The following is a 14185-nucleotide window of genomic DNA, read 5'->3' as shown; positions in this document are numbered from 1 at the left end:
CCGTAGATGATTAGTGAATGTCTTCCTCACGGGCGCAATTTTCGGCCTCCATCTGTAATGTCGTATGATGCAGATCATATTGCTGCTGCAACACCTGTTCGATTGCACGGCGCACGGCTTCACCATTTGCCTCAGATTGCAGCACAATATGCGCAGTCAGGGAATGCTGGCTTTTGGTCAGCGACCAGACATGAAGATCATGGATTTCGGCAACGCCGGACACATCCAGCACCGACTGTTCCAGTTTGCGCAAATCCAGCCCGACCGGCACGCCTTCCAGCAGAATATTGATACATTCCTTGAGCAGCACCCATGTGCGCGGAAAAACCATAAAGCCGATACCCACGGCAATAAGCGAGTCCACCCACTGCCAGCCTGTCAGATAGATAATCACCGCGCCGACAATGACGCCGACGGAGCCAAGCATATCCGCCCAGACTTCAAGATAAGCGCCTTTAACATTCAGGCTTTCATCTTTTTTGCCGCTTAAAAGCTGCATGGAAATGAAGTTCACGATCAGACCTAGAACGGCGACAATCATCATGCCGACAGACTGCACTTCTGCAGGCTGGAACAGACGTTCATAGGCTTCATAGAGAATATAGAATGCGACGAGCAGCAACAGAACGGCATTGATTGCTGCCGCCAGAATTTCAAAGCGGGAATAACCATAGGTGCGGAAAATATCCGCTGCACGGCGCCCCAGATAAATGGCAATCAGAGCAAGTGCCAGCGCGAAAGTATCCGTCGCCATATGCATGGCATCAGACAGCAGCGCCAGACTGCCGGTCACATAACTGCCGATGATTTCGGCAATCATGAAACTCCCTGTCAGGCCTAAAGCCAGCCAAAGCCTCGAAACCGGTGTTGTGCTTACATCCGCATGATTATGATCGCCGCTCATCATCTGCCTTTCAGCTTTGCATGCCAGTCTGCAACTCAGATAAAACACGCCTGAAAATCATTCTTAATTTTGCATCGGACAAAAGAAAACGGAATGATTTAACAGGTTCAGCAAGACTATAATTTTATACTGCTTCACGCATGGCAGCAGCGGTTTGCAGATCAACGGAAACCAGCTGGCTCACACCCTGCTCGGCCATGGTCACGCCAAACAGACGATCCATGCGTGCCATGGTAATCGGATTATGGGTAATGATGACAAAACGCGTCTTTGTAGAAGCAGCCATCTCATCCATCAAATTGCAATAGCGTTCCACATTGTGGTCGTCGAGCGGTGCATCCACCTCGTCCAGCACGCAGATTGGTGCCGGATTGGTGAGGAACACTGCAAAGATCAGCGCCATTGCTGTCAGAGCCTGCTCACCGCCGGAAAGCAGGGTCATGGTCTGCGGCTTCTTACCCGGAGGACGGGCGAGAATTTCCAGACCGGCATCCAGCGGGTCTTCCGATTCAATCAGTTGCAGCTCCGCCGTACCGCCGCCAAACAGATGCGTAAACAAACGCTGGAACTGCTCATTGACCACATCAAATGCCGCCAGAAGACGTTCTCGGCCTTCTTTGTTCAGGCTTTGAATGGCCTGACGCAGTTTCTTGATCGCCTCAATAACGTCTTCGCGCTCATTAATGATCGCGTCCTGCCGTTCGGACAATTCGCGCTGTTCTTCTTCGGCACGCAAATTCACTGCACCGAGACGTTCGCGCTCAATCTTCAAACGGTCCAGCTGACGATCTGTGTGATCCATATCCGGCAGCGGATCACCGGCGTTCAGTCCCGTATGGCGGAATGCTTCATGCGGCGCACAATTCAGCACCTCAGCGATACGCGCTTCTGTATCTTTACGGCGATCTTCCGCTGCTGCCAAACGCTCTTCGGCACGGGCACGCACTTCCCGCGAGGAAGCCAGTTCCTGAATAGCCAGCGTTGCCCGCTTATCCAGTTTGGCCTGCTCGGTTTCGGCAATGCTCAGGCGGTCAGAGGTTTCTTTGCGTTGCGCATCGGCATCCGCCACAGCGCTTTGCAGCTCACGGCGGCGCTCTTCAATATCCGCCGGTGCTTCCGCCAAATCTTCCGCTTCATCACTGGTTTCAGCCCTGCGTTCTGTCAGCGCAGTAATTTGCCGGCGGGCATTTTCTGCCCGCGACTGCCAGCTTTTGCGCTCATGGCCGATCATTTCCAGACGGCGCAGACGGTTTTCCGCATCACGGCGCAGATTGTCATGCGCGGCGCGGGCTTCTGTCATAGCGGCACGATCAGCCATAACCTGCGTAGTCAGCGAGGTCAGTTGCAGGTTCAATGCAGCCAGATCCGGCAAATCATCAAGCCTGATCTGTGCTTCCTCAAGCTGAATGGTGTTTTCTTCAAGACTGTCACTGAGACGTGTTTTCGCCTCATCCAGCGCTGCACGTTTGCTGGATAATTGTCCCGCAACACGCTCGGCTTCTGCCAATGCATCACGCGCCTGCGCCAGTTCACGCTGCGCGGCGCGCCAATGATCCCGCAGACTGCGTTCACGTTCCACTGCCTCGCGCAAAGTCGTTTCGGCCTGACGCAAGGCCGTTTCCGCCTGCATCACACGATTATGAGCGGTGACAGCCGAAGCCTCCAGTTCTGCCAAACGGTTCTTCTGTGCCAGCCGTTGTGCGGCGGCAGTCGGTGCATCGGAACGTGCTGTAAAACCATCCCAGCGCCAGAGACTGCCCTCACGACTCACCAGCCGCTGACCGCTCTGCAGCTGTGCTTGCAGGCTTGCACCTTCACTGTCATCCACCAGACCGATCTGGGAGAGACGTGCCTGCAATGCCGCAGGGGCATCAACGACCGTGCTCAGCGGCACTGCCCCCTGCGGCAGGGAGCCGAAATCACGTGCCTTCTGGCTATCAATATCAGTCCAGAAAACCGGCGCCTGCGGATTAACCGGCGCTTCGAGATCGTCGCCCAAAGCTGCACCAAGTGCGGTCTCATAGCCCTTTTTCACCTGCATCTGCTCAACAACAGCGATATAGGTGGAGGACTGGCCGCTATTGAGAATACTGGCTAAGGTGCGTGCTTCGGTTTCAATCCGGTTCAGCTCTTCGCGTGCATGCGCCAGTGGCTGGCGGCGGCCGGTTTCGGCTTCCCGCGCCTGCTCTACCATTTCTTCACAAGCCAGAGCCTGCTCTTCCGCAGCCTGAACCGCCTCTTCGGCCAGCGCTACCCTGGCGGCTTTTTCTTCTGTACCGGCCAGTAATTTCAGCTGGTTTTCCAGCGCGGCAATGTCCTGCTCTACCGTTCGCAACTGCACTGAGAGTTTCTCACTGCGCTCGGCAATATCACGTACCAAACGTTCGCTTTGCGTGCGCTCTGCTGCAGCCTCTGCTCTTGCAGAAGTGATCTGCGCCAGTTCAGACTCATGAGCCTGTAATTGTTCCTGTGCAGTGGCCAGCAGTTCTTCCGCTTCAATCGCACGATCGCCGGAAACTTCATTTTGCTCACGCAAATCCTGCTCTTCATCGTCCAGACGCTCAAGCACAGCCGCATGTTCCTGCAACATCTGCTCTTCGCGGGCGATGTCAGAACTCAGTTGCTCAAGACGTTTTAACAGCTCAGACCGGCGCTGTATCAGGCGCGTCGCTTCTTCATCCAGTTGCGAAACCGCAATCGTCAGACGCTGTAAGGCCGCAGATGCGGATGCCTGCTGATTACGCAGTTCCGGAAGATGCTGTGCTGCAATAGCCTGCTCTTTGGCCGCAATCATCTGCGCCTGTGCCATGGCACCAACTTGCGATGTAGCGGTTGCCAAAGCACTCTGCGCCTCGCCTTCCTGTTGCTTGGCCTGCGACCAGCGCAAATGCAACAGGATCGCTTCCGCCGCACGGATATCTGCAGACAATGCGCGGAAACGATTAGCCTGACGGGATTGACGTTTCAGGCTTTCAATCTGGGTGCCAAGCTCACCGACCACATCTTCAAGACGTTCAAGATTGGTTTCAGCCGCACGCAAACGCAATTCAGCTTCATGGCGGCGGGAATGCAGACCGGAAATACCGGCAGCCTCTTCCAGCAATGCACGGCGTGCTTGCGGTTTGGCCTGAATAAGCTCACCGATACGCCCCTGACCGACCATAGACGGTGAACGCGCGCCGGTAGACTGATCAGCAAACAACAGCTGTACATCTTTGGCACGGACTTCCTTGCCATTGATGCGATAGACAGAACCGGATTCACGCTCAATACGGCGTGAGACCTGCAACTCATCCACGTCATTATAGGAAGGCGGTGCAGAGCGGTCGCTATTGTCGAGAAACAGGGTTACTTCCGCACTGTTGCGTGCAGGACGTGTGCCTGAACCGGAGAAAATAACATCATCCATGCCGGAAGCGCGCATATTCTTATAGGAGTTTTCCCCCATAACCCAGCGCAGCGCTTCGACGAGATTGGACTTGCCGCAGCCATTCGGCCCGACGACACCGGTCAATCCGCCTTCAATAACGAATTCCATCGGCTCGACGAAAGATTTAAATCCGAGAAGGCGCAGTTTGGTAAAACGCATCAGCCAGTGCTCCGTGCAACCGGGCGCGGCAAAAACAAATCAATGAAGAGCGGAATAAAATCAGACACTATTTTTTTTAAATATGAAAATGCAGCGGGCGCAAAAAAGCCCCCGCTGCATGAATATGCATCAGGTTCAGAGCATAGAGTCGATAACTGCCGACATCTGTTCAACCGAAAGAGCTCCGGAATATTTCTGACCATTGATAAAGAATGTAGGCGTTGCATTCACACCGAACTCAGCGCCACGTTCACGAACAGCATTCACATCATCGAGAAGCTGCTGGTTCGTCAAGCAGGCATTGAATGTCTCCTGTGTAAAACCGGCCAGTTTGGAGATTTGCAGCAATGCAGCCTGTGCATCATCGGCCGCAGCCCACTGCATCTGCTGCTTGAACAACACATCCACCATCGGGAAATAACGGTCATCCGGTGCACAGCGTGCCAGCATGAAGGCGGCAGTTGCGCGCGGATCAAACGGGAATTCGCGGAAGATCAGACGGGCTTTGCCGGTCTTGATGTATTTTTCTTCAATTGCCGGAAGTGTATTCACAGCAAAAGTCGCACAATGCGAGCAGGTCATTGAAGCATATTCAACGATTGTTACCGGTGCATCAGCCTGCCCCAGCACTTTATCTTCAAGTGCGCCTTTTTCGAGCAGTTTTTTCATATCGACAGAGCCGTCAGACTTCGGAACATCTGTCTGTGCCAGAGCACTGCTGGCAGCAGATACGGACAATGCCGCAGTTGCAAGAGCTGCAGTTCCAAGAAGCTGTCTGCGGTTCAGTTGAGACATCATACGAATCACCCGTTCATTCACGTTGCTATAGTTTCCGGATATTAGAGCAAATTGCCGGAATTTTGTCAGGCAGCTTAAGAGTTTTTAATAAACAGTGTGTCTCCAGAGACTTAACGGGCAATTTTCAGCCGTTTTCGCATTGTTTATTCTCTGTAATCTGCCCTTTGAAATTAAGATCAGCGTGGCTTTTTATTGGCTTTTTCCGCCAGAATATTACGGCCAAGCTGCATCAGTGAGGCACGTAAAGCCTCATCCTCAATACCAACTGTTGCCTGCGCCAGTTTTTTCTCGGCAGGTGCGCCAACCGGCATCAGCGGTTTGATTTTACGTTGCGCAACAGGCGCAACAGATTTTTGTTCAATGCGAATACGGGCAATGGCAGCGAAACCTAAAAAGGAATTCACGCGATTAATGATCTCGCCGGTGGAATGCTGGATGCGCATTGCTGCCATGCCTTCGCAGCCGATGATCAGTGTTGCCGGCTGAAACGGATCATCCTCATGGGCGCGTCGCGGCCAGAGAATACGCAACGGGCGCGACTGCGCACCAATCTGTGGCCCGACCACATCTTCCCATGCCTGTATCAGCGACAAATTAATACCGGCGCGTTTGCGTAAGACAGGATCGAGCACACTACCGGCCGTATCTGCCAGCGGTTTAAAACCCGATTTTTCCTCTCTGCTCATCTCTGTCCTTTATGCCGGTTTTATTGCCGCGACGGGCGACGGTTTTTCTCTGTTATAAAATGCCAGAGCATTACGGGCATCACTGTTACGCCGCAAAATATTACGGCTTGTTCCCGCATAAACCACACTGAAAAAGAACATTGTCACAGCAATACTGGTTTCATGCAGCAGCGGGTTATGCAGCATAGCATAGCTGCCCCAGCTGATCGTAAAATAGATCAGCACCCGCCGGACCGTACAGTCTGAATTATTGCGCCAGAAGAAAATGAAGCCGCATACAGCCGCTGCCAGCAGCAACAGGAAACCGATTGCACCATTGACCAGCAGTTCATCAAACACTGAATTATGAACATGGATATAACCGTCGAGCAAAGTTGCCTGATCGCCCAGAGCCTCCCGCACTGCAGTCATTTTTTGTTCCGAGCCGACACCAATTAAAGGATGTTCCGCAACCACTTTCACCGCACCGCGCCACATCTGCTCACGTGTATCTGCGGAGGATTTATCCGCCCACTGGCTGCTGTCGCCGGTTTCATAGTAATGCACCATACCGGCGAAGCGCTGCGACAGAACTCCGGCAACAGGGCCAACAGTAAAGACAGCAGTCAGACAGGCAGCCAGAATGAGTGAACTGCCGATTTTCACCTTATGGCTGGCAATACGGCCGATCAGCACAATGATTTCAAATATTGCCAGCAGAGCCAGCGTAATCATAACCGCACGGGTTTCGGAGGCAAATACGATCCCCGTACCAATGACCAGATACCACGGTCCGTTCGGTAAAATACGCGGAGCGTTTTTAATCGGCAATGTTGCTGCAACTGCTGCAATTGCTGCCGCATAGGCAAATACTGCAGGATTACCGCCGATACCGATACGGCCGCCCCAAAACAGCGCCTCTCCTGCAACCATTATTGCACACAGAATGATGCCGGTACGGGAGCCGAATGCGAGGATTCTCAGCGGGTCACGGATGAGAACCATCCCCAATCCGGCAAAAGAATAGAGCCATAACAGCAGCACATACCCCACCTGACGGTTAGCAAAGCTGAGCTCACCGCGCCATACCATCAGGCTGAGGCTCCAGATCATATAGGCAGATATCAAGACATAAAAATGCGCACCATACATCCGGTGCCAGCGGTGTTTGTACAGCGCCAGATAAAAACCGATACAACTATACACGAACAGGATAATCGGGCCGAGCGCATAGCGGACCGGCATTGCGATTGCCGCCAGACATAAAAGCCAGAGATCAATACGACGACGTATCAGAAAGTTTTTTTGCAGAATTCGCATATCACCGTTGCCGGATATTTGTTTTTTGGAAACTGTAAAACAGTCTTTGCAAATAGTCTTTCATACGAAAGAATAATGTACCGATCCGTTTATGGGCCGGTAATTTTGCCCGCGAATAGGTTTTGATATCCTCGGATATTGTTGAAGCGCTTTCATTGGCATTGCTCACCACAGCCCTGCTGGCAGTGAAGAAATTATATGAACCCGCCCAGCCGCGCTCCAGTGCCACATCATAAGGAAGATGCATCACTTGCAGTGCTTTGAGCACTTTCGCCGCCCCCTCTTTTGAAACAATATAGGCTCCGGCATTACCAAGCGGCCCGTGGGTAACACGCCCGATCGCCACATCATTTGTGAGATTTTCAACCGCACGAAACCCTACAAGACGGTTATGGATCAGCTTGATGACATCCCAGCCCTGCAAATCTGCTGCAGCTTCAACAACCGGAACAAATTCTTCAGAAAACCGGATATCATCTTCAATAATCACACCGGCTGGCGCATCGCCTGCCGCGATCATTTCCAGAGCCTTCATGTGACTGAAATAGCAGCCGATTTCCGCCGAGGAGGCGATCTTCCCGTGATCGCGTCGGAAAGCCGCATCATCAAAATGGCGTTTATCCGTTTCTGTGAGCAATTTACCGTCAATTGCCGGCACGCGCTGAAGCGCAATGCCGCTTTCCTGCGCATGTGCAAGCAGCGAATCCCAACGGTCTTTTGAACGGTCAAGATTGAGAACATAGACCGGAAAGCTTTGTTTGTTCTGCAATATCAAGCCTTTCGGATATTATTCCATCAACAAAATAAGGTTTATAAAATTGTGGTACTCAGCAATATGACGACTGTCAAACTATCCGCTGCATAATGAAAACGATTTCACATTGTAAGCACAAGCTAAAAATAATTTCCGGTGCATTCCGAAAGCAGATCATTTATTGACAAAATATGACGAAAAAGCGCCTCCAAGCCTCCCCCAACAACTGTCCGACGATGTTTCCTGCCGTGTCGGGAGATGATGCTCCTGCGCAAAAGCTGCTGGCATGGTATGATCGTCATCACCGTATTTTGCCATGGCGCGTAACGCCCGTTGAGCACGAACAAGGTGTGCGTCCTGATCCTTACCGCATCTGGTTGTCGGAAGTCATGCTGCAACAAACGACGGTTGAAGCGGTTAAAGCTTATTTCCTCAAATTTACCAGTTTGTGGCCGAATGTGCAGGCACTTGCCGATGCCACCGAAGATGATGTGCTGCGTGGCTGGGCGGGACTTGGTTATTATTCCCGAGCCCGCAACCTGAAGAAATGCGCGGATATGCTAGCCTCTCAGCATAAAGGGCAGTTTCCGGCGAGTGTTGAAGGTCTCAAACAATTGCCGGGTATCGGCGACTACACATCGGCCGCCATTGCTGCCATTGCCTTCGATATTCCGGCTGCGGTTGTCGATGGTAATGTCGAGCGCGTAGTGAGCCGCCTGTTTGCGATCAAAACCATGATGCCTCAGGCCAAGACTGAAATTCGCAAATTTACAGAGCAACTCACTCCGCAAACCCGCCCCGGTGATTTTGCGCAGGCGATGATGGATCTCGGTGCTACAATCTGCACGCCTAAGAATCCGGCCTGCATTCTCTGCCCGCTCAATGATAATTGTGCAGCCTTATTGGAAGGTGAGCCGGAGCTTTACCCTGTTAAAGCACCGAAAAAGGCACGTCCTGTCCGCTATGGTGCGGCTTTTATCATTCTCTCACCGCAAGGCGATGTTTACTTGCGAAAACGCCCTGACAAAGGCCTGCTTGCCGGCATGAGCGAAGTACCGAACAGCGAATGGATCGCGGCAGATGAAGCGACCTCTCCTGAGCATATTGCACGATTGACCAATACTGATCCGGCACCAATTGCTGCAAACTGGCAGCCAAGCGGCACCATCACTCATATTTTTACGCATTTTGAATTACGCCTCAGCGTTTATAAAACAGATGTTTCAACCATGCCGCCAAGCAATAATGGCTGGTGGGTTGCCCAGAACAATCTCGAAAAAGAAGCGCTGCCGACAGTGATGAAGAAAGCCATCAGCGCCGCCCTGCCTGACACTTTCAAATAAACAAACTGAAAAATGCTATGTCCAAAGACGCAGAAAACATTATTCCGCTATATGAAACGCATGCGCAGAAATGGGATGATATCCGGCGTGGCAATGCTGCCAAAGGTCTGATGGAAGCGGAATGGCTGGTACGTTTTACCGGTCTGTTACCTCATCAAGGCTCTGTTCTGGATATTGGTTGCGGAGCGGGCGAGCCTATGGCCGGTCACCTGATCCGCTCAGGCTTTCAGCTAACCGGCATCGACAGTTCTGCCAGCCTGATAGACATCTGCCGCACCCGTTTCCCTCAGCAGCAATGGCTGGTCGCAGATATGCGTGAGCTATCTCTCCCGCAGAAATTTGACGGCATACTCGCGTGGAACAGTTTCTTTCACCTGCAGCGTGATGATCAGCGCCGGATGTTTCCCCGCTTTGCAACACTCGCTACAGAGAATGCAGTTCTGATGTTTACCAGCGGCACTGCAAATGGCGAAGCAATCGGCACTTTTGAAGGGCAACCGCTTTATCACTCCAGCCTCGCACCGGAAGAATACCGCAGTCTTTTATCCGAGAGCGGTTTTGATGTTCTGCAATATGTGGAAAATGACCCGCATTGCGGTCATCTCACAGTCTGGCTCTGCCGTAAAACCTTCTGAAGCAGTCCATAAAAAAAGCGCCGGCTCAACACCGGCGCTTTAAGGCTCAGACATCTCTGGAGGTCAGTCCGATAATTATGCGTGGCCTGTGCTTAACACATCGAACCAGCGCAAAATGCTGGAGAAAATACCAGTATCAAGTGCCGGTATTCTGCCGTTCATTTTATGAACCGGCTTGAGCCATATTCACACGGATTTCAGCGCGCAGCGCATCAATCGGCTTCAACACGCCATTTTCTTCATAATGCCAGAAAGTCCAGCCATTGCAGGCATCAAAGCCCTGTACCTTGGCACCCATACGGTGAATAGAACCGGCATCGCCATTGGCAGACAGAGTACCGTCTGCACGAACAATCGCTGCATGACGACGTTTGGCATCACACAGAACTGTCCCCGGACGCAGCAGACCGGCTTCAATCACGCTGACAAAGGCTACACGCGGTTCGGCACGCTTGCCGGTCATAACTTTCAGCTCGGTTTTGCCCAAAGGCTCAACAGCTTCGATACGCTTGGTTGCCGCATCAATGTAAGACTGTTCACGCTCAATACCGACAAAATGACGGCCGAGACGCTTGGCAACTGCACCGGTGGTGCCGGAACCAAAGAACGGATCGAGGATCACATCACCAGGCTTCGATGAAGACATCAGAATACGGGCAAGCAATGCTTCCGGCTTCTGGGTCGGATGAACCTTATCGCCATTATCGTCTTTCAGACGCTCGCCGCCGGTGCAAATCGGAAACAGCCAGTCAGAGCGCATCTGCACATCATCATTGGCGGCTTTCATGGCTTCGTAGTTAAACGTATAGCCTTTGCTCTTCTGATCACGGGATGCCCAGATCAGCGTTTCATGTGCATTCTGGAAACGACGGCCGCGGAAATTCGGCATCGGATTGGTTTTACGCCAGATAATATCGTTGAGCATCCAGAAGCCCAGATCCTGCAGCGATGCGCCGACGCGGAAAATATTGTGGTATGAGCCGATAACCCAGATGGTGCCGTTTGGCTTCAGCACACGGCGGCAGGCCAGCAGCCATGCACGGGTAAAGGCATCATAAGCCTGAAAACTGTCGAACTGATCCCAATGGTCATCAACTGCATTGACCTTGGTCTGATCCGGACGGTGCAGAGCACCTTCAAGCTGAAGATTGTAAGGGGGATCAGCAAAGATCACATCCACCGAATGATCCGGCAAACGATCGAGCGCAGCTACGCAGTCACCCTTAAGAATTGTATCGAGCCAGACCGAGCGCGGTGCAGCTTCTGGCAGATCTTTCACAAGACGAACAACGGACATGTGATACTCGCTAAACATAGGAACGCTTTACTGTCCTTATGGTTACCGAACAGGGTAAACATGGGGTTAATCGAATTATTAAAAAGCGTTATCAGGTGCGAAAATCGTCAAATTTCTTTAAAATCAACACAAAATAGCGCTCACAAACCACTGTAAATGCTTAATAATTTTTAACATTTGGCGAAATTGCGGTTCCAAAGCTTAAAATCAGACACCGCAAATCACCCGATTTTGCCCGCTGATTTGCCTTGCCGATAAAACACAGAAGAGCCGGCAATTTCTTTTATCATTTTGACCCTCAATCGTTTTAAGTGTAAACAGTGCCCGTCCTCCTTCCCCCATGCCCCGAGCCTCAGTCCGGCTTTTGTGGCTGATGAACATTTACGGATTTTTCATGTCAAAACCCCAGCTGATCCTCTTCGACTGTGACGGTGTTCTGGTCGATTCCGAGTATATTGCCGCACAGGTCGAATCCGAGCTTCTCACCGATGCCGGCTATCCGATTTCACCGGAAGAAATTGCCGAGCGTTTTGCCGGTCTGACATGGCCAAGCATTCTGATGGAAATTGAACGGGAATCTTCCATTCCGATCTCCGCCTCGCTGATTGAAAAATCTCGCAAAATCATGAAAGAGCGGATTAGCAAAGAACTGCTCACTGTAGACGGTATTGAGGATGTGGTCAGCCAGCTTCAATATCCGAAAGCTATCTGCTCCAACTCCAATTCGGACTCTCTGGAACTGATGCTTAAGCGTTCAACGCTGTATGATGCATTTGCCCCGCATATTTATGCGTCGCGTGAGGTTGGCAATAAAGAGCCGAAGCCTGCGCCGAATGTTTATACCTACGCGGCTCAGCAATTTAATGCTGATCCGAAACAGTGTTTTGTGATTGAAGATTCAAGCCATGGCATCCATGCGGCACGCGCTGCGGGCATGCGGGTCATCGGCTTTACCGGCGGTGCTCACACCTATCCGGGTCATGCAGACAAGCTGACTGAAGCCGGTGCGGAAACAGTTATCAACCGTCACCGCGATCTGCCTGCCGTGATTGAGGCCATGGCAGAATGGGATGAAGGCTTCTGATAACCTTCTGAGAAATGTAATAAAAAGGGCGTGCCGCAAGCACGCCCTTTTTTATATCGTGATGATCAGGCCGCTGATTTCTTCGCGTCTTTCACGGGAGCAGTCAGTGCAGCATAAATCTGCTGTGCTTCTGTCTCGCTGAGACCAATCATCGGACGGCCTTCAATCATAACCGGTTCACCGGAATCCATTTCAAAAATGGCCCAGGTATCGGTTGGTTCCTGAATGAGTTCATATACTGTCATCATGCCAGCAGTCTAAACGTTAGAGATTACAAATAGTTTCATTCTTTCATCGCTTTAACGATGAACAGGCGGTATTTTCCCGTAAGCACATCCGAAAACCGGACAAATCACTGACAAAAAATTCGCAAATAATTGATATTAAATAATATTTTTCAGATAAAAGTTTTATTTACCGTAAGAAGCTTTCAGATTTTCCGACCTGCAAAACCCACGGCAATATGAACCTATAGTAAATAATTTATGCACTAATTTTAGACACTTGGCAAATACCAGACAGAATACAGCATCTGCCAGAGCGTATCCCGAAAAGTGCGAAGCGCCTTCGCGGGGAAAACAGTCCACCGGACTGTTTTCTTATCCCGCTTCGATCGGATAAGATACGCGTTAACACAAAGAGTTAGAGCATATCCCGCCAAGTGTATTCATGGCACTCGCTCTAGATTTTTCTGGTCGCATGTTCGCGAACGCTCAATGTGTCCATTTCGCTGCGACATGCTCTAGCTGCTTTTAACAGTATCACCGGACAGCATTGTGCTTCGGCGCATAAAAAAATGCCGCATTCCTTATCGGGAATACGGCATTTTAACTGTCGTGACTTCAGATTAACCCTTGTTCGGGCCTTCATCAAAACCAATAAAGATCTGCACCTGACGTGACGATGCTTCAGGCACGCTCACCGGCGTTCCCGCAAACAGGAACTGTGTTGCCGACTGGGAATTATTCATCGCAACCGCCTGTTTATGCAGTTTTGTGGAGATCACTTTATCGCCTTCCATCACCACAACGCGGATCGGCATATTGATTGTGCCGTTGCGGAATTTCGGCCCCGGCACAACGCGGCCTGCGGCTGCAACAGTAATTGTCAGCGTACCATTATCCCGACGGCAATCGCGGGTCACATCGCTGATCGAAGCCTGATAAACCACGCGGCTGCTGTCACCGTTTCCGCCCTTTTCATAAGTGCTGAAGAATGACGTTCCCTCACGCAGGCTGATGCGCGGGCAATAGGCCTGCAAATCCGCCTGTGTCACACGCTGCTCACCGGATGTGGAAACAGTGCCCTGCTGATTGCCGCTGGTTGAGCAACCGGCAACCAACAAACCAAGCAATGCAGCTCCACCCAAACGGGTAAACCGCAATGAAAGAGGATTTAAACGTCCGAAGGTAGATTTCTGCATAAACCGGTCTTCCTGAATATTGAACCTGTTTGCGAACCGCTCCGGCAACGCGCCGTAACCGTTCTGTTGTCTTGTTTCCCGCATCTCCCGAAGAGTTACACTCTTTGTCTGATGCGTAAATTCTTCACCATCGCGCATTTTATCCAAAAACCGTTTCACACTTTTTGGAATGCGCTTTATACCCAAATCCTGCTGCGTCTTTGACATATCCATATGGACGCAAGGCGCTTAACATGCATTATGAGATAATATTTTCACGTTTTTTGTGAACAGGGCAAGCTCTATCCACCGATGCTTGCGTCAGCCACAAGAGATATGACAGGAAAACACCGCAAACTTGACCGAAACCGGCTCAAAACCGGCACAGAATTGC

At 51.4% G+C, this 14185-nt stretch carries 12 protein-coding genes; 3 read left to right on the top strand and 9 right to left on the bottom strand.

Annotation, left to right across the window (positions count from 1 at the left end; translation table 11 throughout):
* Window positions 1-10: 10 nt before the first annotated feature.
* The 6 genes from JNC80_RS09940 to JNC80_RS09915 form a co-directional block, all read right to left on the bottom strand.
* Window positions 11-904, bottom strand: a complete 894-nt coding sequence (locus tag JNC80_RS09940) for a cation diffusion facilitator family transporter (protein WP_376710384.1) — start codon at window positions 902-904, stop codon at window positions 11-13.
* Between the two features lie 124 nt (window positions 905-1028).
* The gene (gene smc, locus JNC80_RS09935) at window positions 1029-4493 is read right to left on the bottom strand and encodes a chromosome segregation protein SMC (RefSeq protein ID WP_376710214.1); all 3465 of its coding nucleotides are present in this window, start codon (window positions 4491-4493) and stop codon (window positions 1029-1031) included.
* A gap of 135 nt (window positions 4494-4628) precedes the next feature.
* Window positions 4629-5291, bottom strand: coding sequence for a DsbA family protein (locus JNC80_RS09930; RefSeq protein ID WP_376710213.1), 663 nt, complete (start codon window positions 5289-5291; stop codon window positions 4629-4631).
* 176 nt (window positions 5292-5467) lie between these two features.
* On the bottom strand, window positions 5468-5977 hold the full coding sequence (locus tag JNC80_RS09925) for a DUF721 domain-containing protein (protein ID WP_376710212.1): 510 nt from the start codon (window positions 5975-5977) through the stop codon (window positions 5468-5470).
* Between the two features lie 9 nt (window positions 5978-5986).
* On the bottom strand, window positions 5987-7276 hold the full coding sequence (locus JNC80_RS09920; RefSeq protein ID WP_376710211.1) for an O-antigen ligase family protein: 1290 nt from the start codon (window positions 7274-7276) through the stop codon (window positions 5987-5989).
* Between the two features lies 1 nt (window position 7277).
* On the bottom strand, window positions 7278-8045 hold the full coding sequence (locus tag JNC80_RS09915; protein WP_376710210.1) for a glycosyltransferase family 25 protein: 768 nt from the start codon (window positions 8043-8045) through the stop codon (window positions 7278-7280).
* Between the two features lie 221 nt (window positions 8046-8266).
* On the opposite strand from JNC80_RS09915, the gene mutY reads away from it, so the two are divergent.
* Window positions 8267-9373, top strand: a complete 1107-nt coding sequence (gene mutY / locus JNC80_RS09910) for an A/G-specific adenine glycosylase (protein WP_376710383.1) — start codon at window positions 8267-8269, stop codon at window positions 9371-9373.
* A 17-nt stretch (window positions 9374-9390) separates the two neighbouring features.
* Window positions 9391-10008, top strand: a complete 618-nt coding sequence (locus tag JNC80_RS09905; protein WP_376710209.1) for a class I SAM-dependent DNA methyltransferase — start codon at window positions 9391-9393, stop codon at window positions 10006-10008.
* 163 nt (window positions 10009-10171) lie between these two features.
* Here JNC80_RS09905 and JNC80_RS09900 read toward each other — a convergent pair whose 3' ends face one another.
* Window positions 10172-11305 carry a site-specific DNA-methyltransferase gene (locus JNC80_RS09900; RefSeq protein WP_022711662.1) on the bottom strand — a complete coding sequence of 378 codons (1134 nt, stop codon included), beginning with the start codon at window positions 11303-11305 and terminating at the stop codon, window positions 10172-10174.
* A gap of 394 nt (window positions 11306-11699) precedes the next feature.
* Between JNC80_RS09900 and JNC80_RS09895 the strand changes: the two genes are divergently transcribed.
* Window positions 11700-12389: an HAD family hydrolase gene (locus tag JNC80_RS09895; protein ID WP_376710208.1), complete on the top strand. Its 690-nt coding sequence runs from the start codon at window positions 11700-11702 to the stop codon at window positions 12387-12389.
* A 65-nt stretch (window positions 12390-12454) separates the two neighbouring features.
* Here the strand turns inward: JNC80_RS09895 and JNC80_RS09890 are convergent, their stop codons facing one another.
* Complete coding sequence (locus JNC80_RS09890; RefSeq protein ID WP_075654492.1) at window positions 12455-12637, bottom strand: hypothetical protein; 183 nt, start codon at window positions 12635-12637, stop codon at window positions 12455-12457.
* A gap of 599 nt (window positions 12638-13236) precedes the next feature.
* Complete coding sequence (locus tag JNC80_RS09885) at window positions 13237-13812, bottom strand: hypothetical protein (RefSeq protein ID WP_376710207.1); 576 nt, start codon at window positions 13810-13812, stop codon at window positions 13237-13239.
* Window positions 13813-14185 lie beyond the last annotated feature (373 nt).

This window comes from Pseudochrobactrum lubricantis (genome assembly GCF_041929865.1).
Lineage (GTDB): Bacteria > Pseudomonadota > Alphaproteobacteria > Rhizobiales > Rhizobiaceae > Pseudochrobactrum > Pseudochrobactrum saccharolyticum.
Note: the sequence above shows the minus strand (reverse complement) of the source record. Positions and strands in the feature narration are given on the sequence as shown.